Here is a 26884-nt window from a genome sequence, read left to right as displayed (position 1 = left end):
CTGTCCGACACCGGCACTCATGCCGCCCCCGCCCCCTCACCGTCGCCCTCTTCACGCACGATCAACTCCCCCAGCTCCTGGAGCACTTCGCTCCCGCATCCCAGATACGCGTCCAGCTGCCGCCCCCACAGAAAGTGCCGGTGCACGGGATGGTCGAGGTCGGCCCCCATGCCGCCGTGCAGATGCTGGCCCGTGTGCACCACGCGCTGTCCCGCCTCCGAGGCCCACCACGCGGCGGTCAGCGCATGACTGGCGTACTGCAGCCCTTCGTCACGTCGCCAGGCCGCCTCGTACGCCGTGACCCGTATCGACTCCGTGTCCATGTATGCGTCCGCTGCCCTGAGTTGGACCCCTTGCTTGGCCGCGAGCGGCCGCCCGAACTGCTCGCGGGTGTTGGTGTGCTCCACCGCCCGGGCCAGCGAACCCGCGCACACGCCGGCCTGCAGCCCCGCGAAGGCAGTGCGCGCGGTGGCGAGCACGTCGTCGTACGCACGGCTCCCCTTCGCCCCCGCACCGTTCACCTCACGCTTGGACGCCCCGTTCTCGTACGGCCCACCACCGCTCGCCCCGTCCCGGCGCACACCGCTCCCGTACACGCCCTCGCGTCCCGCCCCGTCGCCGAGCCGCTCCGCCGGAGTGCCGTCCAGAGTCAACCGCCCCGCCGACCAGGGCGCCGTCAGCTCGACAGGGACACACTCCGCGTCCACGGTCCGCACCAGCCACAGGCTGCGCTCGTCATCCGCGACCAGGACATGCGTGGCGTCGCGGAGCCAGGGCACCGCGGCCACGGTGCCGGTCAACTCCCCGGAGCCGTCGGCCCGTACGGCCGCGTCGCGCAGCGCCCCGCTCACCACCACCGTCCCGTCCCCGATGCCCGGCAGCAGGCGCTCCCGTTGCTCCGCCGAACCATGTGCCGACACCGCCGACAGCCCGTACACACAGCTCGCCGCGAACGGCACCTGGGCCGTCGTCCTCCCCTGTTCCTCCAGCAGGAGCACCAGCCCGAGGAGCCCTATGTCCGCGACGGCGGCCACGAGTCCGGCCTCGCACAGCGCCTTCCACAGCTCGGCATCACTGCCCGTCCCGGCGGCGGCGAGCCGCTCGGGCGTGGACAGGTCGCCGAAGATCCGCGCGGCCAGCTCACGGGCAGCCGCCTGCTCCTCGGTGGGTGTGAAGTCCATGTCAGCCTCCGCTCCCCTCGACGGCCGCGACGGCACGGAAGACCGGCAGATCCAACTCCTCGTCCGCCCGCTCGAATTCGAGCCGTACCGGCATACCGATGCGCACCTCGTCGTGCGGCACCCCCACTACGTTGCTGATCATCCGCACGCCCTCGGCGAGTTCGATCAGCCCGACCGCGTAGGGAGGATCGAAAGCCGGGAAGGGCGGGTGGTGCATGACGACGTACGAGTACACGGTCCCCTCGCCGCTCGCCTCGACCGTGTGCCAGTCCAGTGACCCGCATGCGTTGCACCCCGGCAGCCAGGGGAAGCGCATTGCCTTGCACCCGTCGCAGCGCTGGATCAGCAGCCGGTGCCGGGCCACGCCTTCCCAGAAACTGGCGGTGTCACGGTTGACGACAGGACGGGGACGCCGGGGCCGCGACTCCTTCGGGGCCTCCGAAACCGTCGCTCCTGTCGACGGTGGCGCCACTTTCGAAGCCGGCATCTCGGTGACCGGTGACGCGGCCTCCGGATCCCTCGGTTTCCGGACCGCGGGTGCGTACTTGAAGATCCGGAAGCGATGTGTCCCCGCCGGCCGCCCCCCTGCCCGTACATCCATCCGCGTCGTGACGAAATAGCCCGTGCCCAGCTTGGTGGTCTTGCACGCGGAGACCGATTCGATCAGCGAGTCGAAGGTGATCTCTTCCCCTGGTCGGAGCGGCCGCAGATACTCCTGTTCGCAGTCGGTGGCGACCACGGAGGTGTACCCGGCGCCGTCGAGCAGACCGAGCAGTTCCTCGTACGCCCGCGACCGGCCCGTATGCCCGGACAGTCCCCCCATGGTCCACACCTGGAGCATGGTCGGCGGAGCTATGGCATCCGGTCCCGCATACGCCGGATTTCTGTCTCCCATCGCCTCGCACCAGTGCCGGATCATCGGCTCGTTGACCAGGTCTTTGCCCACTCCCGCGACCGCTGCCGCCCGCCCCTCGTACGCCTTCAGCCGTGCGTCGAGGTCCCCGCCGGACTCCTCGCTCACCGCCGCCCCCTCGTCATCCCGAGCCGCATCGTCGCCACGATCTCGCGCTGCACCTCGCTCACCCCGCCCCCGAACGTGTTGATCTGCGCCGCTCTGTTCATCCGCTCCAGCTCGCCGCCTTCGAACACACCCGGCGAACCGGAGCGGATCAGCCCGTCCGCTCCCACAATTTCCTGACACATTCGATACACCGCGACCGTCGATTCGGTTCCCGCGAATTTCACGCCGCTGGCATCGCCGGGTGCCAGCCGACCGGCCCCGACATCCCCCACCAAACGCCAGTTGAGCAGGCGTGATGCCGCCAGCCGGGCATGCGCCTCGGCCAGTCTCGATCGCACCCACGGCTCGTCAACTCTGCGCCGTCCGGTCACCGGATCGGGCGTACGGGCCGCGGTCAGCGCGGCGGCGTAGAAGTCCTCGGCCTGCATGCCGATCGCCGCGAGCGCGACCCGCTCATGGTTGAGCTGGTTGGTGATGAGGCCCCAGCCGCCGTTCTCCTCGCCGACGAGATTGCCCGCCGGAACGCGGATCCCGTCGTAGTACGTGGCCGTCGTGGTCAGCCCGCCCACCGTCTCGATCGGCGTCCACGAGAATCCTGGGGCGTCGGTGGGCACGAGCAGGATCGAGATGCCCTTGTGCTTGGGCGCGTCCGGGTCGGTGCGGCAGGCGAGCCAGATCCAGTCGGCGTTCTGCGCGTTGGAGGTGAAGATCTTCTGCCCGTCGACGATCCAGTCCCCGCCGTCGCGCACGGCGCGCGTCCGCAGCGAGGCCAGGTCGGTCCCGGCCGACGGCTCCGTGTACCCGATGGCGAACACGAGGTCTCCGCGCAGAATCCGCGGCAGGAAGAAGTCCTTCTGCTCCTCGGTCCCGTACTTCATCAGCGTCGGCCCGACCGTGTTCAGCGTGACCATGGAAACGGGCGCACCCGCCCGGTAGGCCTCGTCGAAGAACACGAACTGCTCATCGGCGCCGCGCCCTTGACCCCCGTACGCCACCGGCCAGCCCAGCCCCAACCACCCGTCGGCACCGATGCGCCGAAGCAGGGCCCGCTGCCGGCCCGAGTCGGCGGCGCTCGGCGGCCCATCAGGCATCAGGTCCCGGAAGTACGTACGGAGTTCGGCGCGCAGCCGTCGCTGGCGCTCGGTGGGGGCGAGGTGCACGACGACGGCCCTCCCGGACCTCGTACGAACAAGGGTTTCTGACTGTCCGTCAGATTCTGGGCACTGTCAAGGTCACCGGAACCACCCCGCCGAAACCGGGACCCGACCGCCCCCACAGGACGCCCACCCCCCTCTTCCCTTTTTCGAACATACGTACGAACATGGAGTCATGGCCACCATCGACCGGCAGGCCACGACGCTGGCCCTTGCACACGCGCTGTCAGCCGCCGAACGCGGACTGGCCGTCATCCCGCTGTCCCGAACCAAGCTCCCGGCGCTCCGCTCCCCGCACCGCGACGACCCGACGGCGCCGCCCTGCCACGGCGAGTGCGGTCGCTTCGGGCACGGTGTGTACGACGCCTCCACCGATCCGGAACGCATTCGCGAACTCTTCGCCGCCGCCCCCCGGGCCACCGGCTACGGCATCGCCTGCGGTCTTGAGCCACACCACCTCATCGGCATCGACCTCGACACCAAATCGGGCACCGACTCCTCGGCGGCCCTGCGCGAACTCGCCCTGCGCCACCTGTTCACGATCCCGGAGACGGTCGTCGTCCTAACCCCCAGCGGCGGCCGCCACCTGTGGCTGTCCGGCCCACCCGACGTCGTCGTCCCCAACTCCGCGGGCCGCCTCGCCCCCGGCATCGACATCCGCGGCGCCGGCGGCTACCTCGTCGGACCCGGCTCGCGCTCCGCGCACGGCGTCTACAGCACGGCTCCAGGTACGTCCCACCTGGCGCCCGCACCCTGCCCACGCGCCCTCCTGCGCCTACTCACGCCCCCACCCCGAACGCACCACCCCACGCCCTCCTCAGCGGGCGGGCACGGCCAGGGCCTGGTCCAGTTCGTCGCCGCCGCCCACGAGGGCCAACGCAACACCCGCCTCTTCTGGGCAGCCTGCCGGGCGTACGAGAACGGCATCGGCGACGAACTCGTCGAACCCCTGGTGGCCGCGGCCCTCCAGGTGGGCCTTTCGGAACGGGAGGCCCGGTCGACGGTGGGGTCGGCTCGGCGGCTGGTGGGGGGACGGCAGGGGTGAGGGAGGCCGGGGGCAAGCCCGTACCTCCGCGCTGGCCCACAGATGACCCAGACGTACTGGCCAAACCTGGGGCACGGGCGAGTCAGGGTGCATGCGGAAAGGGCGCCACTCCGGAGAGTGGCGCCCCTTCTGACCTGCGGTGGGTGTGGGATTTGAACCCACGGTGACATCGCTGCCACGACGGTTTTCAAGACCGTTCCCTTAGGCCGCTCGGGCAACCCACCCCGCGCCGACCGGAGATCGGCGCGGGATCAAGACTAACCGGTCGGCTGTCGTGGTGGGTCAGCTGTCGCCCTCACGTTCGCCGAGAGTGACCTCGGTCGTGTTGGTCTTGCCGTCGCGGGTGTATGTGAGCGTGACGGTGTCGCCGGGCTGATGGGTCCAGATTTCGCCGATGAGGGCGGGGCCGCTGTCGATCGCGGTGTCGTCGATCTTGGTGATGACGTCGCCCGGCTTGAGACCGGCCTTGTCGGCGGGGCCGCCCTTCTCGACCGCGTCCGCGCCGCCCGCGCCCTCCTCGGTGATCCTCGCGCCGCCGGTGCCCTCCTGGAGAGAGACCGAGGCGCCGATCACCGGGTAGACCGGCTCGCCGGTCCTGATCAGCTGCTGGGCGACGTTCTTCGCCTGGTTGATCGGGATCGCGAAGCCCAGGCCGATGGAGCCGGACTGACCGGTGCCGCCCAGGCCCCCGCTCGCGGACTGGATGGCCGAGTTGATGCCGATCACCGAGCCCTTCGCGTCCAGGAGCGGACCGCCGGAGTTGCCCGGGTTGATCGAGGCGTCGGTCTGCAGGGCGCTCATGTACGAGGCCTTGCCGGTGGAGCTGCCGTCGCTGGAGGCCACCGGGCGGTTCTTGGCGCTGATGATGCCCGTGGTCACCGTGTTGGACAGGCCGAAGGGCGCGCCGATCGCGATCGTCGAGTCGCCGACGGCCACCTTCTCGGAGTCGCCGAGCGGCAACGGCTTGAGGTCCTCGGGCGGGTTCTTGAGCTGGATGACCGCGACGTCGTAGCCCTGTGCGTTGCCGACCACCTCGGCGTCGTACTTCTTGCCGTTGGGGAAGGTCGCGGAGAGCTTGCCGCCGTCGACGGCCTCCGCCACGACGTGGTTGTTGGTGAGGATGTGGCCCTGCTTGTCCATGACGAAGCCGGTGCCGGTGCCGCCCTCGCCGCCGCCGCTCTCCGCCTCGATGGTGACGGTGCTGGGCAGCGCCTGGTTGGCGATCGCCGCGACCGTCCCCGCCTCCCGCTTGAAGTCGCCGCCGCTCTGCGAGGCGGACACCGTCGTCGAGCCCGTGGAGGAGTCGTTGCTGTCGGCCGCCCAGTAGCCGATGCCGCCGCCCACGCCGCCCGCGACGAGCGCGGCCACCAGGACCGCGGCGATCAGGCCGCCACGGCCGCCACCGGACTTGGGCGCGGGCTGCTGGTACGTGGATCCCCAGCCGGCACCCGAGCCTCCGTTCGCATACGCGGGCGTGGCCGGCGGAGGCGGAGGGGGCCAGGCGCCCGGCTCCGCACCATGGGCCGCATGTGTGCCGTCGGGCGCCCCCGGGGGCACCGGCGGCAGTACGGCCGTCGGATCGCCCTCCTGAGATTCCCGATGGGCCCCCGGCCGCGGCGGAACTCCGTGCTCCGGATGCGTGGAAGCAGCGGGAGCGTCCACCGGCACGGGAGGGGCTGACGGGGCGGGGGGTACCGCGTTGCCCTCGTTGTTGCCCTCGTTCTCGGTGCTCACAGCTCTTCCTCTCGATCCACTGCTGCTTCTTCCGGTCGCTCCCGGTCCGGCTCACTCATAGGTGCGTAGACGTGTCCGCGATCCGGTGAGATTCAGATGTGCAGGTACTTCTTTGTATGCCGTCAGCTTTTCCCACGGGACGTCAGGGCGCCATAAGCGGTGCCTGTGGGTCCGGGAGCTTTCAGGACCTTCTTTTGTACCTGAGGACCCGGCCCCTCACTTCTTTATATGGGACCAGTCCGACATAACCATCGCAGCCCCTGGGGCGCCGCCATTAGCGCGTACCCACGCGCGCGTGCAGCATGACGCAGCCACGCGCGCGTGGTGGCACCATGACGCGGTGACCCACGCACGACAGCACCTGATTCAGGTGGTCGCCCATCGCGGCGCCTCCGAAGATGCCCCGGAGCACACCCTGGCGGCGTACGAGAAGGCGATCGAGGACGGGGCGGACGCCCTGGAGTGCGATGTCCGGCTGACTGCGGACGGCCATCTGGTCTGTGTCCACGACCGCCGGATCAATCGCACCTCCAACGGTCGCGGCGCCGTCTCCGCCCTGGAGCTCGCCGATCTCGCCGCCCTGGACTTCGGCTCCTGGAAGAACCGCGACGAGGCGCCCGACTGGGAGCAGCAGCGGCCGCCGTCCTGGGAGCAGCAGTCCGTCCTGACGCTCGAGCGCCTCCTTGAGCTCGTCGCCGACGCCGGCCGCCCTGTGGAGCTGGCCATCGAGACGAAGCACCCCACACGCTGGGCGGGCCAGGTCGAGGAGCGCCTGCTGTACCTCCTGAAGCGCTTCGGCCTGGACGCACCGGCCTCCGCCGACGAATCGCCCGTACGGGTCATGAGTTTCTCGGCGCGCTCGCTGCAGCGCGTACGGGCGGCCTCCCCGACGCTGCCGACGGTCTATCTGCTCCAGTTCCTCTCACCCCGACTGCGCGACGGACGGCTGCCCGTGGGTGTCCGTATCGCGGGTCCGTCCATGCGGATCGTGCGCAACCACCCGCTGTACATCGAGCGCCTGAAGCGGGCCGGGCATCAAGTTCACGTATGGACCGTGAACGAACCCGAGGACGTCGCTCTCTGTGTCGAGCTGGGTGTCGACGCCATCATCACCAATCGCCCGCGCGCGGTACTGGACCAGTTGGGCCGCTGACCTGCGAGGTCCGGGGACTTCGGCCAGACCGTCGAAATCCGGCCACGCCATTACGGGGAGTGCTCCGGCGCGTTCGGTCCGTGTTCGAGGGTTACGAGTGCGTCACTGCATGTGCATTGGCCGGTTTCCGGTCCAGTCCAGGGGGGCATCCACACCGTGGCGTGGGGCGAAGGAGGTCTCGGGGGTGGCGTTGGTGGTGGCACAGGAGGTGCCCGCGTCGTCGAGCATGGCCGTACCCCATGGCCCTGCGGGCGTGGGGGAAGCAAGACAGCGGATGCGCGCTCAATTGCGCACCGGTGGCGTCGCGGAAGCGGTCATCGACGATGCCGTACTGATCCTTTCCGAACTGTTGAGCAACGCGTGCCGGCACGGCCGGCCGCTGGGCGACGCGCTGGCGGGGGACGGGGACGTCCGGGCCGCATGGCGAGTGGACCCAGGTGGACGGCTGACCGTCGAGGTGACGGACGGCGGTGGTCCGACCCGCCCGGTTCCGGCCACGCCCTCGGTCACCGCACACGGCGGCCGTGGGCTGAACATCATCACCGCGCTGGCCGACGACTGGGGCGTCAGGGACGACGTCCAGGGCGAGGTCACGGTGTGGGTGGTCGTCCAGAAGGACGCCCACGACGCACACGCGGAGCGCCGGCGGGGAGACTTCGCGGCGCGCATCACGGCTCCGTCGGTGTCCGCGGTACCCGACCTGGACTTCGGCGACTCGTTCGACAACCTGGACTGACGCTCCGGTCCGGCTGCAGCACAGGCTGGACCGGAAGGCCGGTTACGGGACGACGCGGCGGGCCGGCAGGTTATCCACAGGGTCCCGTGGGTCCTCGTACGAGCGGCTAGGCTCGCGCCCGTACGACAGACGCCGTAACCGGGAGAAACCCACGATGGCCAAGAAGCGATCCCAGACGAAGGCCAGGCAGCCGAGGCCGCAGGACGGCGAGATCCCGGTTGTGGGAGCCCGTGAGCCCTGCCCCTGTGGCAGTGGCCGCCGCTACAAGGCATGTCACGGGCGGAGCGCGTCGCATGCCGTGACGGAGCTGGTGCAGCGCCCCTTCGAGGGGCTGCCGGGCGAGTGCGACTGGGTCGCGTTGCGCGAGCTGGTGCCCGCGGCCACGGTCGAGCTGACGCTCAAGGACCCCCTTCCGGAGGGTGTTCCTTCGGTCACGCTCGCGACCGTCCTGCCGATGGCGTGGCCCGCGCTGCGCCGCGACGACGGCTCCGTGATGATCGGCCTCCAGAACGACACCTCTTCCGGCGACATCAGCCGCGACCTGGCCGACACCCTGCAGCGAGCGCTGACCGCCGATCCCGGCACTCCCGTACAGGGCCGGCGCGTCCCGGCGGACGGTCCGCGGCTGCAGGAACTCCTCGACCCCAAGGGCCCGTTCGAGCCCGTTGTGCACTCGGGTTTCGAGTTCTGGGTGCCGGACTCGGAGCACGCGACTCCGGACGTGACCGCGTCCCTGGAGCGCGCCAACGCCGCCGCCATCCCGACCGTGAAGCTGTCGGGCGTCGACGCCGCGTACTGGTGCGAGACCCCGGACAAGAACCATCTGCGCTGGGTCATGCCGCACGCCGAGGAGCAGCTTCTGGACGCCCTCGCGCGGCTGCACGCGGCCGGCCGGTCGAGCCTCGGAGAAGGCACCCGTCTCGTGGGCTCCTTCCGAGCCCACGGCCTCACGGTGCCGGTCTGGGATCTGCCGACCGATGTCACCGCGGAGGACATCGAAAAGCCGGCCGCTGAATTCGCCGAGCGGCTCGCCGCCGCACTGGCCACCGACGCACCGCTCACCGCGGACGAGCGCCGGGCGCGTGGCGGCCTCACCAACCGCCAGGTCACGCTGAGTTGAGGCCCGTTCGACACCCTGTCCGCGGCTGACCGACCGGTCAGCCGCCAGGGTTCTAGCGGAGCCGGTGACTCCTGTCACAAGTCCCTGTCATGGCAGGAAAATCGCTGTCCGAATAGCCGAGATCGAATTTGCGAACCGCCGATCTCTTGTTACCGTTCAATAGCCCGGTTGCTGGTGCATCCCCCGTCGCCAGCAACCGGGTCTTTGCGTTTCCGGATCCCGGCCCGCCCTTGACGCGCGTCCCAACCCGCCCTTCCCGCAGGCGAGTTGAGCCCCTACGCGGCCGATTCGCTCCCCGAGCGCAGCAGCAGAGGCCCCTCCGCGCCCGCCGCGAATTCCACCACCGCCGTGTACGCCCGCGCGTCCCCGATCGTGCGCTCCCGAGGCGTCTCGCACGCCCCCGGTTCGTCGTCCGCGCCCACCGCGCAGTGCATCCGGACGGTACGGCCGCCGGGTGCCATGAGGGTCAGTACGGCGGTGAGGTCGTCGCCGGTCGCATTGCGGTAGTACGTCCGCGCCCAGCTGTCCCGCCCCTGGGTCAGTACGCAAGTCTGCGCCTCGATGCCGTCGGGGGAGGCGAGTTCGGGTCCGCAGTGGGAGGTGCCGACGGGATCCCGGCCGAGCAACAGCGGACTCGTGACCGGGCCGGGCCGCGATGCGGCCGCCTTGTCGGCGAGGTGTTCGGAGGTACGTACGGCCGCGGGACTCTCGTGCCCTGCGGGCCCTGCGGAGGCCACGGCCAGCGGCAGCGTGGCCGCGAGCACGGCGACTCCCGTCAACGTCGGCAGACGAACTCTTCGGAAGCCCGGGGGTCGCCCGCCGGAGAAAAACAGCATGAAAAGGACGATAACGACCAAGAGGGGGCGCTCGGTTCGCCGCGCGCCCGATTCCCCTACAACTCGGGTGCGCTCACACCCGGACGAGTGAGGGCCTCCACCACGGCGTCCACGACGGCCTCCACATCGGGCACCCAGGGCGCGGCCGAGCCGGGCAGCGGCGCCCGCTCCCAGCGGATCTGACCCTGTCCGGTCTCGGACGGCGGCAGCGCGAGATAGCCGCCCTCTCCGTGGAAGCGCAGCGAGCCGGGCACGAAGTCCTTGGCGTACAGCAGCTCACCCAGCTGCTCGAAGGAGTACGGCTTCACCAGCAGCGCCCAGCGCGTGGGGGACGCGATCACCGGGCCGAGGCGCATGCCCATGTGGTCGAGCGCCCCGAGCGCGCGGGAGGCGGCGAGCGCCGGCAGGCTCACCGCGCACGGGGCCTGGCCGCCGGTGGCGAGGATGATCGGCGCCGAAGGGCGGTTCGTCCACCACCAGCGCACCATGCGCTCGTCGGTGGTGGCCGCGAGAAGGCCAGGGTCGAAGGGGTGGGCACCGGGAACCGTGCACTCCGGATCGGGGCACCCGCAGCGCGCCCGCCCCTGCGGGTCCGGCGCGACGCCGGGGAGTACGGGCCACTGCCATGCGGTCGCGAATGTCAGGGCCGCGCCGAGCATCTCAGGCCTTCCAGTGTTTCGCCTGGAAAAGAGCCTGCGTCGCCTTCCGAGGATCTCGCGCATGAGCGCTCGTTCCTTTCCGTTGCACGCCTGGCAACACCGAGGACCACATCACACCATGTGTCGATCACTTCACTGTGCGTACCTGCTGGCGCATCACACCCCTGTCCAGGACAAGGGGAACCCCTATGGGCCGAGCTCTGGCTTCGTCCGCGTCCATACTGCGCCTATCAACAGCATGGGCATGGCGTGGGGGTGGCGGCGCCTGGCGATTGCTGTCGCGCGTATTGCTTGCCGCCTCCGCCACGGGAGGATGGGGCACGGTCGTCGGTGGTTAAGACGCCCGGGTCCGTCGCCAGGTTCCGGGACGATCCCAACCACCCCTGGCCTTCACCGAGTACGTACCCATCACGACCGCTGTGACGCTCCGTCGAACAAGGCCAGTCGACCGCAATACGCCGTAACCCGAGGCAGTTTTAAGCCAACTTTGCTTTTCTCAAGTTCCCCGTCGGACACCAGGAATCCCAGCAGGACAATGCTGGACATCCCCTCACGAGTACGTGTACATGTGGAGACAGTGCTAGCGGCGCAGAATGACATGGGGGTTTGCGATGCTTTTGAGCAAAACGCACTGGTCCGAAAGTCGGACGCCATGAACTCCCCTCACCTTCCGAAAGTGGCCGGAATCGATTCAACTGTTCCGGCACCCACACACACTGTCGCGCCCGCGCCTGCCGTCCCCGGTACCTCTGCGGCCCCTTCTCCAAACCCCCCGGGAGCTGTGCTCCAGGACCGTCTCGCCGGCTGGGTGTCCGATCTCACGACGCTGCACGAACTGACCGAGCGGATGGTCCGCACGGCGTCCCTGAGTGACGCACTTCATGAACTTCTGCGTGCGGGAGCCGCCCTCGTAGGCGCCCGGCGCGGTCTCGTCGTCATGGAGCCGGGTGACGGCCTCGGCCCGGACACGACCATCGGCCTGGGCCTCGCCCGCTCCGACCTCGGTCACATCGAAACGATTCCGCGCCGCTGCATGTCGTACGGAAAAATCCTGGACGGGCTGCCCGGCGGCGAGGGTGAGATCGCTCAGCCCGATCTGTTCTCCGAGGACGGGCTCGACCCGCGTCACCGCGAGGTGGCCGCCCGGCTCGGCTATGCCGCGAGCTACGCGCTGCCGCTGTCCACCGAGACGGCGGGCCGTCTGGGTGCCGCCGTATGGCTGTACGACGAGCCCGCCGAACCGGTCGAGCGGCAGCGGCACCTCGTCGGTCTGTTCGCCCGGTACGCGGCCGAGCACCTGGCCCGGCTGGTCGAACTGGAACGCACGCGCGCGTGCATCACGACGATCACCGGGGAGCTGCTGCCCTCGCGGCTGCCCCGGGTCTTCGGCGTCCAGCTCGCCGCCCGGCATCGCACCGGTCCGCGCGGCGGCGGCGACTGGTACGACGCGCTGCCCCTGCCGGACGCCGCGCTCGGTCTCGCGGTCGGGTCCGTCACGGGGTCGGGCCCCAGCGCGGTGGCCGCCATGGGACGGCTGAGGGCGTCCCTGCGGGCGTACGCCGTGATGGAGGGCGAGGACCCCGTCGCCGTCCTGTCCGACCTGGAACTGCTGCTCAGGCTGACCGAGCCAGCCCGCAGCGCCACCGCCCTGTTCGCGTACTGCGAGCCCGCCTCGCGCAAGATCACGCTGGCCGGGGCAGGGCACAGCCCGCCGCTGCTGATCGGTGAGCGGCGCACGGAGTACGTGGAGACGTCGCTGTCGGCACCGCTGGGCATGCTCGCCTGCTGGGAAGCGCCGAGCGTGGAGTTCCAGGCAGCGCCAGGAGAGACGGTTCTGCTGTATACGGACGGTCTGCTGCAGCGCACCGGCGATCCCATGGACCGGGCCTTCGCGCGACTGCACGCGGCGGCGGCGAGTGTGCCGAGGCCGCTGCGTGCGGACCCGGGGGCGATCACCGACCATGTGCTGCGCACGATGCTGCCCCAGGAGCTCGACACGTCTGACGGACAGGAGGACGTGGTTTTGCTCGCGGCACGCTTCGAGTGAGCCGCTCGGAGGGCACGTGACTCGAAGGGCATGTAGGGCATGTAAAAGGGCTTCCGACTCCCTGGGCCCCCTCCCGTACGACCGTACGATGGAGGGGGTCCAGTGCCGTATCTAGGAGGATGACCGTGGCCGAAGAGCTCACTCCGGAGACACCGGACGAAGCCGAGGAGCCGATCAAGCAGCGCAAGAACGGTCTGTACCCCGGTGTGTCCGACGAGCTCGCCGAGAACATGAAGTCCGGCTGGGCCGACACCGAGCTGCACGGTCTGGAGCCCATCCCCCAGGCCGAGTACACCGCCGCCCGCCGCGCCGCGCTCTCCGCGCGCTTCCCGGGCGAGCGGCTGGTCGTTCCCGCGGGCAACCTGAAGACCCGCTCGAACGACACGGAGTATCCCTTCCGCGCCTCCGTCGAGTACGCCTACCTCACCGGCAACCTCACCGAGGACGGCGTCCTCGTTCTGGAGCCCAAGGGCGACGGCCACAAGGCGACGATCTACCTGCTGCCGCGCTCGGACCGGGACAACGGCGAGTTCTGGCTCTCCGGCCACGGCGAGCTGTGGGTCGGCCGCCGCCACTCCCTGGCCGAGGCCGAGCAGCTGCACGGCATCCCCGCCGCCGACGTCCGCGAGCTGCCCGACAAGCTGCGCGAGGCGACCGGGCCGGTCCGTGTCGTACGCGGCTACGACGCCGGGATCGAGGAGGCGCTCACCGACAAGGTGACCGCCGAGCGCGACGAGGAGCTGCGGGTCTTCCTCTCCGAGGCCCGGCTGGTCAAGGACGCGTTCGAGGCCGGAGAACTGCAGAAGGCCGTCGACTCGACCGTGCGCGGCTTCGAGGACGTCGTACGGGTCCTCGACAAGGCCGAGGCGACCAGCGAGCGCTACATCGAGGGCACCTTCTTCCTGCGCGCGCGGGTCGAGGGCAACGACATCGGTTACGGATCCATCTGCGCGGCCGGCGCGCACGCCTGCACGCTGCACTGGGTGCGCAACGACGGTCCTGTCCGCTCCGGGGACCTGCTGCTGCTGGACGCGGGCGTGGAGACCCACACGCTCTACACGGCGGACGTGACGCGCACGCTGCCGATCAACGGCACGTACAGCGAGATCCAGAAGAAGATCTACGACGCCGTGTACGAGGCCCAGGAAGCCGGTATCGCGGCCGTGAAGCCGGGCGCCAAGTACCGCGACTTCCACGACGCCGCGCAGCGCGTGCTGACCGAGAAGCTCGTCGAGTGGGGCCTGGTCGAGGGCCCTGTGGAGCGCGTGCTGGAGCTGGGACTGCAGCGCCGCTGGACGCTGCACGGCACCGGTCACATGCTCGGTATGGACGTCCACGACTGCGCGGCAGCGCGGACGGAGACGTACGTGGACGGCACGCTGGAACCGGGCATGTGCCTGACGGTGGAGCCGGGCCTGTACTTCCAGGCGGACGACCTGACCGTGCCCGAGGAGTACCGCGGCATCGGTGTCCGCATCGAGGACGACATCCTGGTCACGGAGGACGGCAACAAGAACCTCTCGGCGGGCCTGCCGCGCCGCTCCGATGAGGTCGAGGCGTGGATGGCGTCCCTGAAGGGCTGACTTTTCGCGCTTTTCTCGAGTACTGGACGAGGACGTCACGCGGGGCCGAAATGGCCTCCCTATAAGGGCTGATACGAGAGTGATGGCCGGGTGCCCTTCTGGGTACCCGGCCTTTTGGTGTGTCTAGGGGGGCGGCTTTGGTGGACGACTTCTGGTCCGGTTTCGGTGTTGATCTGCATCTGGAGCCGGATGCGCGGGCAGGGCGGCGGGCGGGGCTCGAGCGGGCTCTTCGGGATGCCGTACGCGAGGGGCGGCTCGCTCCGGGGACGCGACTGCCCGCGACCCGGCGGCTGGCGGCCGAGCTGGGCGTCTCGCGGGGGACGGCGAAGGCGGCGTACGACCAGCTGGTGGCCGAGGGCTATCTGACGGCGCGGCAGGGCTCGGGGACCGAGGTGGCGGCGCTGCCCACGACGTCCCTAGACGCGTCCGGGAATGGGGCACGCGCGCGTGCGCCCCGTTTTGATCTGCGGCCCGGCAGTCCGGACGTCGGTACGTTCCCGGCGGCGGCCTGGCTGCGGGCGTTGCGGCGGGCCATCGCGGCGGCGCCCTCTATGGCGTACGAATACGGCGATCCGCGCGGTCGCATCGAGTTGCGGACCGCCTTGTCGGGGTACCTGGGGCGGGCGCGCGGGGTGATCGCGCCGCCCGAGCGGATCGTGATCACGTCCGGTTACGTTCAGGGGCTTGCGCTCCTCACCCGCGTGCTGAAGTCCGGGGTGATCGCCATGGAGGACCCGGGGCTGCCCTTCCACCGGGACGTGGTGCGGCACAACGGCGGATCCGTGGCCCCTGTGAGCGTCGACGAACGGGGCGCCCGAGCCGAGGAGTTGGGCGACGCGGCGGCTGTCGTGGTCACGCCCGCGCACCAGTACCCGACCGGCGTGACCCTTCACCCGGAGCGGCGGCGGGCGCTCACGGACTGGGCACGCGCGCGTGGAGGGCTGATTGTCGAGGACGACTACGACGGGGAGTTCCGCTACGACAGACAGCCCGTGGGCGCACTCCAGGGGATGGCACCGGGACAGGTCGTCTACCTGGGGACGGCATCCAAGACGCTCGGGCCCGCGCTGCGGCTGGGTTGGATGGTGCTGCCGCCGCATCTGGTCGACGCGGTCGCCGACGCCAAGCTGCACAGCGACCACCACACCGAGTCCATCGGCCAGTTGGCCCTCGCCGAGCTGATCACCAGCCATGCCTATGACCGGCACATACGCGCCTGCCGACTGCGGTACCGGCGGCGGAGGGATCAGCTGCTGGCCCGGCTGGGGCCGCGCCGGAGTGTGCGCGGGATCGCGGCCGGGCTGCACGCGCTGGTGGACGTGGCGGACGAGGACGCGGTGCTCGCACGGGCCGCCGAGGAGGGGCTCGCGGTGGGATTCCTCGGGGAGCACTGGCACGAGGCGCATGAGGGGCGGCCACAGGGGTTGGTGGTGGGGTACGGGACGCCTCGGGAGCGAGGCTATCCGGAGGCGTTGGAGGTGTTGGGGCGGGTGCTGGAGGGCTGAGGGCGCGGGCACGCGGGTTCTCGAGGGCTGGGCAGGGCACGCGGGTTCTCGAGGGCTGGGCGGGGAGCACGGGCGCCGGACGGCTGAGCAGGGGCACGCAGGTTTCTCGATAGCTGGGCAGCGGGCACATCGGCGCTGGAATTGGAGCATGAAATGGCTTGCTGATTGGTCCTGTTGAGGGGTCCACTGCCTCCGTAGCGTCGTCCCCATGACGAACTCGCTTCTCCCGCCCGCGGGCCCGCAGCGCGTCCTGGCCGTCGCCCAGTTGAGTAACTCCGTCGGAGACGGCGCCTTCTACGTCACCTCCGCCCTGTACTTCACTCACATCGTCGGGCTCGCCCCCGCGCGCGTGGGCCTCGGGCTCACCATCGCGTGGGCGGTCGGGTCGCTGGCGGGTGTGCCGCTGGGGCGGTTCGCCGACCGGCGCGGGCCGCGTGGCACGGCGGTGCTGCTGGCGCTGGCGACCGGGCTCGCGGTGGCGTCCTTCCTGGTCGTACGCGGCTTCGTACCGTTCGTGCTCGCGGCGTGCGGGTACGCGGCGGCTCAGTCGGGGCTCGCGGCGGCCCGGCAGGCGCTGCTGGCCGCGCTGGTGTCCCGGGAGGAACGGACGGGGCTGCTCGCGCATCTCCAGTCGACGCTTAACGCCGGTCTCGCGGTGGGGGCGGGGCTCGGTGGGCTCGCGCTGCACATGGGGACGCGGGAGGCCTACCTCGGGGTGTTCGCGCTGGACGCGGTGAGCTTCCTGTTGTGCGCGGGGGTGCTGCTGCGGCTGCCGGTCATGAAGTCCTTGCACGCGCGCGTGGGCGCCGATCAGGGCCGCGGAGGGGGCGGAAAGGGCGACGCTCTCGGAGTGCTGCGGGACCGCCCGTACGCGCTCCTCACGCTGCTCAACACGGTGCTGCTGCTACGGATGCCGCTGCTCAGCCTGGGCATCCCGCTGTGGATCGCCGAGCGGACGGATGCCCCGGCCTGGCTGGTCTCCGCGCTGTTCGTGCTCAACACCGGTGCCGTGATGCTCTTCCAGGTGCGGATGGCCCGCGGGGTGTCGGGCATCGTGTCGGCCACGCGCGCGGTGCGGCGTTCGGGGCTGGTGATGCTGGCTTCGTGCGCGGTGTTCGCGCTGTCGGCCGGAGTCTCGGCCTGGGTGGCGGTGGGTTTGCTGGTCGCGGGCGCGGTGCTTCAAGTCGTCGCCGAGATGCAGCAGTCGGCGGGTTCCTGGCAGCTGTCCTTCGATCTCGCCCCGGCCGACCGGGTCGGCGAGTACCAGGGCTTCTTCGGTACGGGCGTCACCGTGGCGCGCACAGCCGGCCCGCTGGTGCTGACGGCCCTGCTCGTGGGGTGGGGGCCGCCGGGCTGGCTGGTCCTCGGCGGACTCATGCTGGTGGCTTCGTACGGGATGGGGCCCACGGCACGGTGGGCGGCCGGAAGGCGGGTCACAGCGCCGGACGTCAGCCAGCCCGTGCCGGTGAACTGACCATCGCTGGGAGCGAGTCCAGGAACAGGTCCCCCCCGCGAGCAGCCCGCTGCTTCCGCGCGGGCTCCACGCGCGCGCGTGGAGGTCGTCGTCGAAGGCGGCGAGAGCCGCGCGGCCGGCCTCCGCGGACGTACCGCCCGCTTCCAGGACGCCGCGAGCGCCCGCCTGGACGTGCCGCGGCCAGCGCGTCCAACGCCCGCCGTACGTGCGGGAATCCGGCCCGGGCCTCGCCTCGCGCCCCGGCGGCCCCGTACATCACCGAGACCGACGAACCGCGCGAGGGGCGGCGCGGCGCCTTCCGGTCGGGGTGTGCCGCGAGCTGCTTGGCGGTCGCGGCGAGCGCCTGCCATCTCCGTGGGCGGCTTCACAGCTCGGGCAGGATTGCGCGGGGATGGGGCGAAACGTAGCTTGTACGCCTGCTGTGCGGGTCGAGGCATGTGAAAGGTGCTCCCGGTGGGACGACGCGAGAAGCCGGTCGACCCCGATGCCGGTCCTATACAGCGGCTCGCGTACGAGCTGCGTGTCCTGCGGGAGAAGGGCGGGAAGCCGCCGTACCGGGAGATGGCCAAGCGCGCGGGCTATTCCACGACCGCGCTGTCCCAGGCGGCGGCCGGTGAGCAGCTGCCGTCGCTGGCGGTGGTGCGGGCGTACGCCGAGGCGCTGGATGCCGACCCGGACGAATGGGAACGGCGCTGGCGGGAGGCGGACGCCGAGGTCCGGGCGCCCACGCCGGACGAGAGGCCGCCGTACCGGGGACTGGCCCGCTTCGAACCGGACGACAGCGATCTGTTCTTCGGCAGGGAGACGCTTGTCGCCTCACTGGTGGGGCTGGTGCGCGAGCACCGCTTTGCGGCGGTGTTCGGGCCGTCCGGCAGCGGCAAGTCGTCGCTGCTGCGGGCGGGGCTGATTCCGCGGCTGCGGCAGGCGGCGGGGGCGGAGCGGCCGGCGGTGATCCGTGTGCTGACTCCGGGTGAGCGGCCCGCGCGTACGCACGAGAAGGCGCTCGTCCCACTGGATGGCGACGGGGAAACCTGGGTGATCGTTGACCAGTTCGAGGAACTTTTCACCCTGTGTCAGGACCGCCAGGAACGGGACCGGTTCCTTGATCTGCTGCTCGCCGCACGACGGCCGGAGAGCCGGCTGCGCGTGGTGATCGCCGTCCGTGGTGATTTCTACGGGCACTGCGCCGGCCACCGCGACCTGGCCGAGGCCGCCTCCCGGGCCAATCTGCTGGTCGGGCCGATGAACCGGGACGAGCTGCGCGAGGCGATCACCGGCCCTGCTACGTCCGCCGGCCTGAACGTGGAACGTGCTCTAACCGCCCAGATCATCGACGAAGTCGTCGACCAGCCGGGCGCGCTGCCCATGCTCTCCCACGCCTTGCTGGAGACCTGGCGCCGCCGCCGCGGCCGGTTGCTGACCCTGGCGGCGTACGAGGAGACAGGTGGCGTACGTGGCGCGATCGCCGCCACCGCCGAAGAGGTGTACGGCGGGCTGTCGGCGGAGCAGGGACGTATCGCCCGGCGGGTTCTGCTGCGGCTCATCGCGCCCGGATGGGGTTCCCCTCGGTCGGGAGAAATTGAGACCGGGGGAGGTACCGAGACTGGGGGAGGTACGGCAGACACCCGTCGTCCGGCGTCCCGGGCCGAACTCGGCGACGGTGCGCAGGACGTGCTGGAACGTCTCGCCGTCGCCCGTCTGGTCACCCTGGACGGCGACACGGTGGAGCTTGCGCATGAGGCGTTGATCACCGGCTGGCCGCGCCTGGCCGGCTGGATCGAGGAGGGCCGGGACCGGCTGCACGCGCAACGCCGGCTCGGCGAGGCCGCCCGCGCCTGGGAAGAGCTGGAGCGCGACCCCGGCGCGCTCTACCGGGGTACGCGGTTGGCCCGGGCCGAGGAGTTGTTCGCCCGGCAGCCGGACGACTGCCACCCGCGGCTGGAGGACCCGGAAGACGACCTCAACCGGCACGGGCACCCGAACGACGACCCCACCCGCGAGCCGAACCAGGAGCTCACCCGCGTACACACTCAGGACTTCACTCAGCAGCGAGACGACGACCTCACCCCGCTGGAGCGGGCCTTCCTCACCTCCTCCCTCGCGGCCAGGGACGCCGAGCGAGCGGCCGGGACCCGCACCGCACGGCGGACGCGTTCCCTGACCATCGGCCTGTCCGTGTTCCTCGTGCTGGCGCTGGCCGCCGGTCTGGTCGCCTGGCAGCGCGACCGGGTGAGTCAGGTGGAAGCCGCCAAGGCCGCCGCCCGCCGCCTGGCCACCGTGGCCGACAGCCTGCGCTCCACCGACCCCCGCACCGCCGCCCTGCTCGGGGTCGCGGCGTGGAAGATCGCCCCGCTCACCGAGTCCCGCTCGGCACTGCTGGGCTCTCTGGTGCAAGCGGAGCGCGATGCCTTCACCGACCCCCTGGCCGGAAAGGGCGTCCGGCGTTTCCTCGCCGACGGCGGCCGGACCCTGCTCAGCGTCGACGGCACCACGGTGACCGCCCGGAACGTGGCCGACCACAAGGTCACCGCCACCCACCGCCTGCCGAGCGGTACGGAGGCGGGCGATGTCGGGCCCGACTCCAGGTTCCTCGACGTCTTCGGGCCGGACGGAGGCGCAATGCTGTGGAACCTTCCGCTCGGGAGGCCCGCCGCCGAGTTGGGCGACGCCGCGATGAGAGGCAGCGCGCCCGACGGGAGCGCGTACCTCACCGCGCCCACGAACGGCCCGGGCACGGTCCGGCTGCACCGCACGGACGACGGCAAGGTCCTCTTGAGCACCGGCCTTACGCGCACGCTCTCCACGGCGGCCGTCGGCCCCGGCGGACGTCTGCTCGCGCTCTGCCCCGCCGACGGGCCACTCGAGCTGTGGGACACCGCGGACGGCACTCAGCTGCCCGGAGACTGGGAGAAGGCGAACAAGATCCTCTGCGGCACCGGCTCCGGCGCGGACAACGGCCCCCGCCTGCTGCAGTTCAGCGCGGACGGCCGACGACTGGCCGCCGCCTACGGTACGGACGCCTTGATCTGGGACGTCCGCAGCGGACGCACGGTCGCCGACTTCACCAGTGGCGGGATCACCGGCTTCACCCAGGCCGCTCTCTCCCCCGACGGCGAGTTCCTGGCCACCGCCGACGATCACGAACTCGCCGTATGGAGACTGTCCAACGGCGGTACGCAGGTCTTCCACCGGCAGCTTTCCAAAGATGAGGCCATCGGGCTGACCTGGGACCCGGGCAAGCCTCGGCTCCTGCGCTACCTCGCGGGCGCCACGGTCCACACCTTCGACCTGACCGACCGCCTCACACCGCGGTGGCAGAGCACTCCGGCCGACGCGAGCGTGCTCAGCCCGGACGGCGCCGCCCTGGCCACCGTCACCCGGTCCGGCGGCGGCTACCGCTTGGAGCTGCGTTCCACGCGCACGGGCACGGTCCAGGCCCACGCGAGGCTCGGTGCGCTGCCAAGCGTGTCCGCCGAGGAGACCCCCCTGCTCGCATTCAGCCCGGACGGAAGCGCGCTGGCCGTCGCCGACACCAAGTCCTCGGGTGCTTCACTGCGGCTGCGCTTCACCGTGTGGGACGTACGAGCGCATAAGGTGCGTACGGTCATCGACACCTCCGGCGCGGCCGATCGCCCGGCCACCACCCTCGCCCTGGGGCCCGGCGGCCGTACGTTGCTGGCTGCCCGCTCCGCCACCCACAGCGACAGCTACGGGACGGAGATCTGGGACACCGAGAACCACCGGCGGTCGGGGACCGTGCAGGGCTTTGCCGGGGAGGTACTGGCCGCGCGGCCGGACGGAGATCTCCTCGTGAGCTCCGACGATCAGTACGCCGATCCAGGGACCGGAGACGTCATCGGGCGCGCGCTCGCCGATGGCCGCGAGGTCACCGCGCTGGCGTTCAGCCCGGACGGCACCCGGCTCGCCGTCGGCGACTCCACCGGGCACATCACCCTGTGGGACGGCGACATCCGGCACCGTACGGGTGCGCTGACCGGCACCTCGGACACGGCCTCCCAGGGCGAGCCGGAGGCGGTGGGGGCGCTCGCCTTCTCTTCCGACGGCGGCACGCTGGCCGTGGGCGGCGCGGGCGGGACCCTGCGGCTGTGGGACACCGGCGGACAGCAACTCCTCGGGGCGGACCTGCCCACATCCGGCGACGAGATCCGCTCGCTCGCCTTCGCCGAGGACGGCGGCACGGTCTACGCCGGCGGCCTCCATGTACCGCTCCAGCGTCTCCCCATCGCCCCGGACCGGGCCGTCCGCACCATCTGCGCACGCACCGGCGACGGACTGACCGAAGCACAGTGGCGGACCTACGTCCCTGACGCGCCGTACGAGCAGGTGTGCGCCAAACGCGACTGAAGTCTCCCAAACCAGCGGAAATCAACCAGGGGCCGATTGTTCAGGGTGGCTCTGTGCGTCGCTGAAAAACGCCTCTGAACTGAACGATCAGTGACCAGAACGACCGCGGCGTCCCGTCGGCGGCGTCCGCCCATCTCCTCAGTCAGGTTCTGGTCTCATGCGCACTCGCACTCTGCTGCCCTCGTTTCTGCTGCTCGGCGCCCTCTCCTTCACGGCGGCCTGCACGTCCGGGTCGGACAGCTCCTCGGGTACGGGGTCCGCCGACGGGCGGCCCGGATCCACTCCCGCCCCCTCGCCGGTCCGCACCGTCGATCCGTCGAAGATCAAAGGTCTGGAGATCGTCAGCGACAGCAGCGAGCACAGTTCCTGCTCCTTCGCGACGAGCTATCCGGACGTGCCCGGTGCGGAGGCGATGACGGCCGCGATGAAGAAGGACGTGGAGGAGCGCCTGGCCGGCTTCCGCTCGGGGGTGTGCGAGGGCGGCTCGGACGCCGCGGAGGGCCGCGAGCTCAACATCAGCCATCACTTCCTGGCCGCCTCAGGCGACGTGCTCGGCGTCCGGCTCAGCACGCAGGACCACAGCGGCGTGGGGTCTGGGCTGTCGACGAGGACGTACTGGTACGACGGCAAGGCCGGCGCGTACCGAACGGCTCTCGGTCTTGTCACCGAAAGCTCCCGGGATGCCTTTGTCGGCGCCTTGAAGGATCAGCTCAAGGGGCGCGAAGGCTTCGACCCCGACCTCTTCGACGCCACGCTTTCCGAGGACTCCATCACCGCCGCCCTGGACGATATGGCCTTCACCGCCGACGGCGGACTGCGGGTGACCTTCGACCGCAGCGAGGTGGGCGTCGCTCCCGCCGGGACCTTCGTCGTGGCCTTGCCCAAGGAGACGGTCACGCCCTGGCTGTCCGCCTTCGGAAAGCGTGTCCAGCAGCAGACGATGAAGCCCAGCCGTTCGCTGGACTTGGGTGCGGCACACGTCCCCGAGCCCGCCGTCCCCACGCACACCGCCCCGGGCGACGACGACACCGACTGCAAGAAAGTCAAGTGCATCGCGCTGACCTTCGACGACGGACCGGCGGCACCGGAGACCGCGACCCTGCTGACCCACCTCGCGGAGTACAAGGCGCGCGCCACGTTCTTCACCACCGGCCAGAACGTCGCCGCCCACCCCGAGTTGGTCCGCGCCGAAGCGAAAGCCGGACACGAGGTCGGCAACCACTCCTGGAACCACCCCGATCTCACCAACCTCACCCCCGAGCAGATCGCCTCCCAGCTCAACCGCACGAGCAACGCCATCAAGGCAGCCATCGGCAAGGCTCCGACTGTCTTCCGTCCGCCCTACGGCGCGATGAACGCCCAGGTGAAGGCCGCGACCACGCTCTCGCCGGTGATGTGGGACGTGGACACCGAGGACTGGAAGTACCGCGACGCGGCCAAGGTCGCCCGGACCGTCATCGACACGTCGCAGCGCAACGACGTCGTCCTGATGCACGACATCCACCCCACCTCGGTCACCGCGGTCCCGCAGATCCTGCGCACGCTGACCGCCCAGGGCTACCATTTCGTCACCATCAGCCATCTGCGCGCCACCCTCTGAGGCGCTGAGCAGCCCTTCCGCAAAGGTGAGCCGGGGCGCTGTTTCACGTGAAACAGCGCCCCGGCTCACCTTCAGCAGCACTACACCGCCACCAGCGGAGCGTCCTTCCTCCACTTGAGGATCTTGTCGAAGCTGACCACCGCGCCGCCCCGGCCCGGCTTGTTGCCGATCTGCACGTGGTCGGCGAGCTCCTCGATCAGGCACAGGCCTCGGCCGTGCTCGGCATCACTGGGCGCGGGCCGAAGGGGAGCGCGCCTGCGTGCGGAGGGGAAGCCGGGGCCGGAGTCGGCCACTTCGATGCGGCACTTCTCGCCGTCAAGGTAGGCGGTGACCCGGAAGGCCTCGGCCTGCTGTCCTTCGGAGGATTCACCTCCGTGCTCGACGGCATTGGCGCAGGCTTCGCTCAGGGCGACGGAGAGGTCGTACGAGATATCCGGATCCACCCCCGCGGTCTCCATCGTGCCCATCAGGAGACGTCGGGCGAGCGGGACGCTCGCGGCTTCGCGCCGGAGATGGAGGGACCACCAGATGCTCATGCTCCCGCCTCCTGGCCGCGGCTCGACATACCGTTACGTATTGCCCCAAGGGGCGGTCTGTAAGCGCGAGATTGACGTGATGCCGCCCATACGGCGGATGTTCCGCCGGTTGCGATCGGTGTAGATGAGGGCGTCTCCCGCCAGAACGTGATCTTCCGGGCCGTACGGAACCTTGCGGACCTGCTGTGTGGAGCGCGTGGGCCCGGTGCGATGATGAGCCCGCAATGAGTGCCCCCCGACTACGCGCACGCACCGGAGGTGATCTCCGGGTTCCGAGGGCCGCGATGTTCGCCGCGGTCTGCGTCGTGCTGGCCGGGGCCGGGCACGTGATCGCATCCTGTGAGGGCATTCCGCTGTGGTCGCTGGGCACCGGATTCCTCGCCGTCTTCGCCGTCGCGGCGCCGCTCGCCGGGCGTGAGCGCTCGCTGCCGGGCATCGCCGTGCTGTTGGTGGTCGGCCAGACCGCGCTGCACACCCTCTTCGCGCTCGGCCAGCACGGCACGGCGGTGGCGCCCGGGAACGCGGACGCCTCGCTCGTGGCGCGGGCCGCGCGGATCGTGTGCGGCACGTCCGTCGCGGCGATCAGCCCGGCGCAGGCCCGGCTGATCCTCGCCGACGCGGGGATCGACCCCGACGCGAGCACCAGCCCGGGGAGTTCGGCGCACCACCACTCCGGGGACGCCATTACGGCCGCCGCGGACACCTCGGTGTCGCTACTGCCCTCGCTGCCCATGCTGCTCGGGCACGTTCTCGCGGGCGTCGCCGCCGGGTGGCTGCTGCGCCACGGGGACCTGGCGCTTCGGCGCCTGATGCGGCTGTCGGCGCACGGGGAGGGGCCGGCCCACGCGCTGCGCCGGGCCCTGGCGCTCGTACGGGCCCTGCTGGCGGGGCTTCCGGGTGCGCCCGAGGCGGCGCCCTGCGCACCGCGCGCGACGCAGCTCGGGCCGCCGGTCCCCCGTACGACCGTTCTTCAGCACTCGGTGATCAGACGCGGGCCGCCGTCGGACGCGGACCTCGTCCTCGCCGCCTGACGCGACGCACCACCACTCCTAGGGGTGCTGTCATGCGGCACGCGCGCGTGCCCGTCTTTTCGTGTGCGCAACCCCGTTCTTTCACCGAACCACTGCTGAAAGTGGAGTACTCCCTGCCATGAAGGCTTCCCGTATCGCCGCCGCCGGTGGCGTCGCCGCCTCGGCCGTCCTCGTTCTGTCCGCCCCCGCCTTCGCGCACGTCACCGTGCACCCGGAGGGCACGGCCGCCAAGGGCGGCTACGCGACGGTCAACTTCAAGGTGCCGAACGAGCGCGACAACGCCTCGACCACCAAGCTCGAAGTGACCTTCCCGACCGAGCACCCGCTCGCCTCGGTCATGCCGGCGCCCGTAGACGGCTGGAAGGTCGAGGTCACCAAGTCCAAGCTCGCCAAGCCCGTAGAACTGCACGGCGAGAAGATCAACGAGGCCGTCAGCAAGGTCACCTGGACCGCCGACGGCAAGGGCATCGAGCCCGGCTACTTCCAGCAGTTCCCGGTGTCCATGGGTGCGCTGCCCGAGGACGCCGATGAGCTGGTGTTCAAGGCGCTCCAGACCTACTCCAACAAGGAGGTCGTGCGCTGGATCGAGGTACCTCAGGAGGGCCAGGAGGAGCCCGAGAGCCCGGCGCCGGTGCTCGCGCTGTCCGCCGCCGAAGACGGCCACCACGGCTCGTCGGCATCCGACAGCGGATCCGGCGAGGGCGAAGACGCTGAGGCCGCCTCCAACGAGACGACTGAGGACGCCGCCGCCTCTTCCTCCGACACCAGCGACACCACGGCCCGCGTTCTGGGCATCGTGGGCATCGTCGTCGGCGCGGCGGGCGTGGCGTACGGCGTTCTGGCCGGTCGCCGGCGTTCCGACGCCTGAAGCCCAAGACAACTCCGGTGCGTGCCCTCGGGGTCGTACAGCGCCGTACGACCCCGGTGCGGGCCGCAGCTCTCACATCTGGGACCTTTTTCTATGCGCAAGAAGACGTTCGCCGCCGCCCTGGCCGCCGCGGCCGCACTGACCCTGACCGCCTGCGGCAGCAGCGACAACAGCAGCAGCTCGCCCGTCGCCGAGGTGTCCGCCGAGACCGGCTCCGAGAAGGCCGCGACGGTCCTCGACAAGCCCTTCGAGAAGCCGGACCTCGTCCTCACCGACACGCAGGGCAAGTCGTACGACCTCCGCGAGGCGACCAAGGGACAGCCGACGCTGATCTACTTCGGCTACACCAACTGCCCCGACGTCTGCCCGCTGACGATGAACAACGTCGCCGTCGCCAAGAAGCAGCTGCCCAAGGCCGAGCAGGACAAGCTCCGCATCGTGTTCGTCACCACCGACCCGGAGCGGGACACGCCCGCCGAGCTCGGCAAGTGGCTCAAGGGCATCGACCCGGCCGCCGTGGGCCTGACCGGCTCCTTCTCCACGATCCAGGCGGGCGCCCGGCAGCTCGGCATCTCCATCGACCCGCCCACGAAGGACAAGAGCGGCAAGGTCGTCTCGGAGCACGGCACCCAGGTCGTCGCGTTCTCGCCGAAGACCGACGCCGGCTATGTGCTGTACGGAGAGGACGCCACCGTCGACGACTACACCAAGGACCTGCCCAAGCTGATCAAGGGGCAGACGCCGTGAGGCGTCCCATCGTGCCGACCCTCGTCATGGCGGGCTGTCTGACCCTCGCGGGCTGCGGCGGCTCGGCCGACGGCGCCGACGCGGCCCCCGATCTGTCGGTCCGGGCCGCCTACATGCCCCAGCCGGTCACGGACTCCCTGGCGGCCGGTTACCTGACCGTCGTCAACGAGAGCGACAGCTCCGACGACCTCGTCTCCGCCACCAGCGACATCGCCGGGGACGTCACCGTCCACCAGACGTCCGGCCAGAAGATGAAGGAAGCCGGCCCGCTGGAGATCCCCGCGGGCGGCCGGCTCGTCCTCGAGAGCGGCAGCAACCACCTGATGTTCGAGAAGCTGAAGCACAGGCCCAAGGAGGGCGAGACGGTGTCCGTGAAGCTGCGCTTCACCAAGACCGACCCGATCACGGTCGAGATGCCGGTGAAGTCCGCCACGTACCAACCGACGTCCGCGCATTCCTCGTCGACGTCGCATCACTGAGGGAGGGACC

General features: G+C 70.6%; 22 protein-coding genes, 1 tRNA gene and 1 pseudogene. 14 read left to right on the top strand and 10 right to left on the bottom strand.

Annotated features, from left to right (window positions below):
- Nucleotides 1-17: 17 nt before the first annotated feature.
- The 3 genes from ACQEVY_RS24175 to ACQEVY_RS24165 are packed head-to-tail and all read right to left on the bottom strand — an operon-like array spanning nt 18 to nt 3362.
- Entirely contained in the window at nt 18-1181 is a 1164-nt protein-coding gene (locus ACQEVY_RS24175) for an acyl-CoA dehydrogenase family protein (protein ID WP_432951567.1), read from the bottom strand.
- A gap of 1 nt (nt 1182) precedes the next feature.
- Complete coding sequence (locus tag ACQEVY_RS24170) at nt 1183-2202, bottom strand: OB-fold domain-containing protein (RefSeq protein WP_432951566.1); 1020 nt, start codon at nt 2200-2202, stop codon at nt 1183-1185.
- A complete protein-coding gene (locus ACQEVY_RS24165) occupies nt 2199-3362 on the bottom strand; it encodes an acyl-CoA dehydrogenase family protein (RefSeq protein WP_432951565.1) in 1164 nt (387 codons plus the stop codon). Before ACQEVY_RS24165 ends, ACQEVY_RS24170 begins: the two co-directional genes overlap by 4 nt.
- 169 nt (nt 3363-3531) lie before the next feature.
- Between ACQEVY_RS24165 and ACQEVY_RS24160 the strand changes: the two genes are divergently transcribed.
- Nucleotides 3532-4401: a bifunctional DNA primase/polymerase gene (locus ACQEVY_RS24160; RefSeq protein WP_432951564.1), complete on the top strand. Its 870-nt coding sequence runs from the start codon at nt 3532-3534 to the stop codon at nt 4399-4401.
- A gap of 137 nt (nt 4402-4538) precedes the next feature.
- Here ACQEVY_RS24160 and ACQEVY_RS24155 read toward each other — a convergent pair.
- Nucleotides 4539-4625 (bottom strand) — tRNA-Ser (locus tag ACQEVY_RS24155).
- A gap of 58 nt (nt 4626-4683) precedes the next feature.
- A complete protein-coding gene (locus ACQEVY_RS24150) occupies nt 4684-6135 on the bottom strand; it encodes a S1C family serine protease (protein WP_432951563.1) in 1452 nt (483 codons plus the stop codon).
- 340 nt (nt 6136-6475) lie between these two features.
- On the opposite strand from ACQEVY_RS24150, the gene ACQEVY_RS24145 reads away from it, so the two are divergent.
- Complete coding sequence (locus ACQEVY_RS24145) at nt 6476-7288, top strand: glycerophosphodiester phosphodiesterase (protein ID WP_432951562.1); 813 nt, start codon at nt 6476-6478, stop codon at nt 7286-7288.
- Nucleotides 7289-7390: 102 nt separating this feature from the next.
- Here ACQEVY_RS24145 and ACQEVY_RS24140 read toward each other — a convergent pair whose 3' ends face one another.
- A complete protein-coding gene (locus ACQEVY_RS24140) occupies nt 7391-7516 on the bottom strand; it encodes a hypothetical protein (protein ID WP_328774467.1) in 126 nt (41 codons plus the stop codon).
- On the opposite strand from ACQEVY_RS24140, the gene ACQEVY_RS24135 reads away from it, so the two are divergent.
- Nucleotides 7473-8024 (top strand): ATP-binding protein, encoded by a 552-nt coding sequence (locus tag ACQEVY_RS24135; RefSeq protein ID WP_328770391.1) that lies wholly within the window; start codon nt 7473-7475, stop codon nt 8022-8024. The genes ACQEVY_RS24140 and ACQEVY_RS24135 overlap by 44 nt on opposite strands.
- 154 nt (nt 8025-8178) lie before the next feature.
- Complete coding sequence (locus tag ACQEVY_RS24130; RefSeq protein ID WP_432951561.1) at nt 8179-9144, top strand: DUF5926 family protein; 966 nt, start codon at nt 8179-8181, stop codon at nt 9142-9144.
- 275 nt (nt 9145-9419) lie between these two features.
- On the opposite strand, the gene ACQEVY_RS24125 is transcribed toward ACQEVY_RS24130, so the two are convergent.
- On the bottom strand, nt 9420-9980 hold the full coding sequence (locus ACQEVY_RS24125) for a hypothetical protein (RefSeq protein ID WP_432951560.1): 561 nt from the start codon (nt 9978-9980) through the stop codon (nt 9420-9422).
- Between the two features lie 56 nt (nt 9981-10036).
- Nucleotides 10037-10702, bottom strand: a complete 666-nt coding sequence (locus tag ACQEVY_RS24120; protein WP_432951559.1) for a bifunctional DNA primase/polymerase — start codon at nt 10700-10702, stop codon at nt 10037-10039.
- A 472-nt stretch (nt 10703-11174) separates the two neighbouring features.
- Between ACQEVY_RS24120 and ACQEVY_RS24115 the strand changes: the two genes are divergently transcribed.
- The 4 genes from ACQEVY_RS24115 (at nt 11175) to ACQEVY_RS24100 (ending at nt 17248) form a co-directional block, all read left to right on the top strand.
- Nucleotides 11175-12686, top strand: a complete 1512-nt coding sequence (locus tag ACQEVY_RS24115) for a PP2C family protein-serine/threonine phosphatase (RefSeq protein ID WP_432951558.1) — start codon at nt 11175-11177, stop codon at nt 12684-12686.
- Nucleotides 12687-12811: 125 nt separating this feature from the next.
- A complete protein-coding gene (locus tag ACQEVY_RS24110; protein ID WP_432951557.1) occupies nt 12812-14269 on the top strand; it encodes an aminopeptidase P family protein in 1458 nt (485 codons plus the stop codon).
- A gap of 140 nt (nt 14270-14409) precedes the next feature.
- Nucleotides 14410-15774 carry a PLP-dependent aminotransferase family protein gene (locus ACQEVY_RS24105; protein WP_432951556.1) on the top strand — a complete coding sequence of 455 codons (1365 nt, stop codon included), beginning with the start codon at nt 14410-14412 and terminating at the stop codon, nt 15772-15774.
- 208 nt (nt 15775-15982) lie between these two features.
- Nucleotides 15983-17248 carry an MFS transporter gene (locus tag ACQEVY_RS24100; RefSeq protein WP_432951555.1) on the top strand — a complete coding sequence of 422 codons (1266 nt, stop codon included), beginning with the start codon at nt 15983-15985 and terminating at the stop codon, nt 17246-17248.
- On the opposite strand, the pseudogene ACQEVY_RS24095 reads toward ACQEVY_RS24100, so the two are convergent.
- Nucleotides 17223-17588: pseudogene (locus ACQEVY_RS24095) on the bottom strand (triphosphoribosyl-dephospho-CoA synthase); the annotation flags it as partial. The gene ACQEVY_RS24100 and the pseudogene ACQEVY_RS24095 sit on opposite strands and share 26 nt — an antisense overlap.
- A gap of 113 nt (nt 17589-17701) precedes the next feature.
- On the opposite strand from ACQEVY_RS24095, the gene ACQEVY_RS24090 reads away from it, so the two are divergent.
- A complete protein-coding gene (locus ACQEVY_RS24090; protein WP_432951554.1) occupies nt 17702-21613 on the top strand; it encodes a helix-turn-helix domain-containing protein in 3912 nt (1303 codons plus the stop codon).
- A gap of 157 nt (nt 21614-21770) precedes the next feature.
- Complete coding sequence (locus ACQEVY_RS24085) at nt 21771-23213, top strand: polysaccharide deacetylase family protein (protein WP_432951553.1); 1443 nt, start codon at nt 21771-21773, stop codon at nt 23211-23213.
- An 80-nt stretch (nt 23214-23293) separates the two neighbouring features.
- Here the strand turns inward: ACQEVY_RS24085 and ACQEVY_RS24080 are convergent, their stop codons facing one another.
- Complete coding sequence (locus tag ACQEVY_RS24080; RefSeq protein ID WP_328770382.1) at nt 23294-23749, bottom strand: ATP-binding protein; 456 nt, start codon at nt 23747-23749, stop codon at nt 23294-23296.
- Between the two features lie 224 nt (nt 23750-23973).
- On the opposite strand from ACQEVY_RS24080, the gene ACQEVY_RS24075 reads away from it, so the two are divergent.
- The 4 genes from ACQEVY_RS24075 to ACQEVY_RS24060 all read left to right on the top strand — a co-directional run bounded on the left by ACQEVY_RS24075 (nt 23974) and on the right by ACQEVY_RS24060 (nt 26874).
- A complete protein-coding gene (locus ACQEVY_RS24075) occupies nt 23974-24780 on the top strand; it encodes a hypothetical protein (RefSeq protein WP_432951552.1) in 807 nt (268 codons plus the stop codon).
- Nucleotides 24781-24898: 118 nt separating this feature from the next.
- On the top strand, nt 24899-25648 hold the full coding sequence (locus tag ACQEVY_RS24070) for a YcnI family copper-binding membrane protein (protein ID WP_432951551.1): 750 nt from the start codon (nt 24899-24901) through the stop codon (nt 25646-25648).
- 93 nt (nt 25649-25741) lie between these two features.
- Nucleotides 25742-26395, top strand: coding sequence for an SCO family protein (locus tag ACQEVY_RS24065; protein WP_432951550.1), 654 nt, complete (start codon nt 25742-25744; stop codon nt 26393-26395).
- Nucleotides 26392-26874: a copper chaperone PCu(A)C gene (locus tag ACQEVY_RS24060; protein ID WP_432951549.1), complete on the top strand. Its 483-nt coding sequence runs from the start codon at nt 26392-26394 to the stop codon at nt 26872-26874. The genes ACQEVY_RS24065 and ACQEVY_RS24060 overlap by 4 nt, the downstream gene beginning before the upstream one ends.
- Nucleotides 26875-26884: the final 10 nt, after the last annotated feature.

This window comes from Streptomyces sp. CA-288835 (assembly GCF_050936385.1).
In the GTDB taxonomy this organism is placed as follows: Bacteria; Actinomycetota; Actinomycetes; order Streptomycetales; family Streptomycetaceae; genus Streptomyces.
This window is presented reverse-complemented; position numbering and strand designations above follow the sequence as displayed.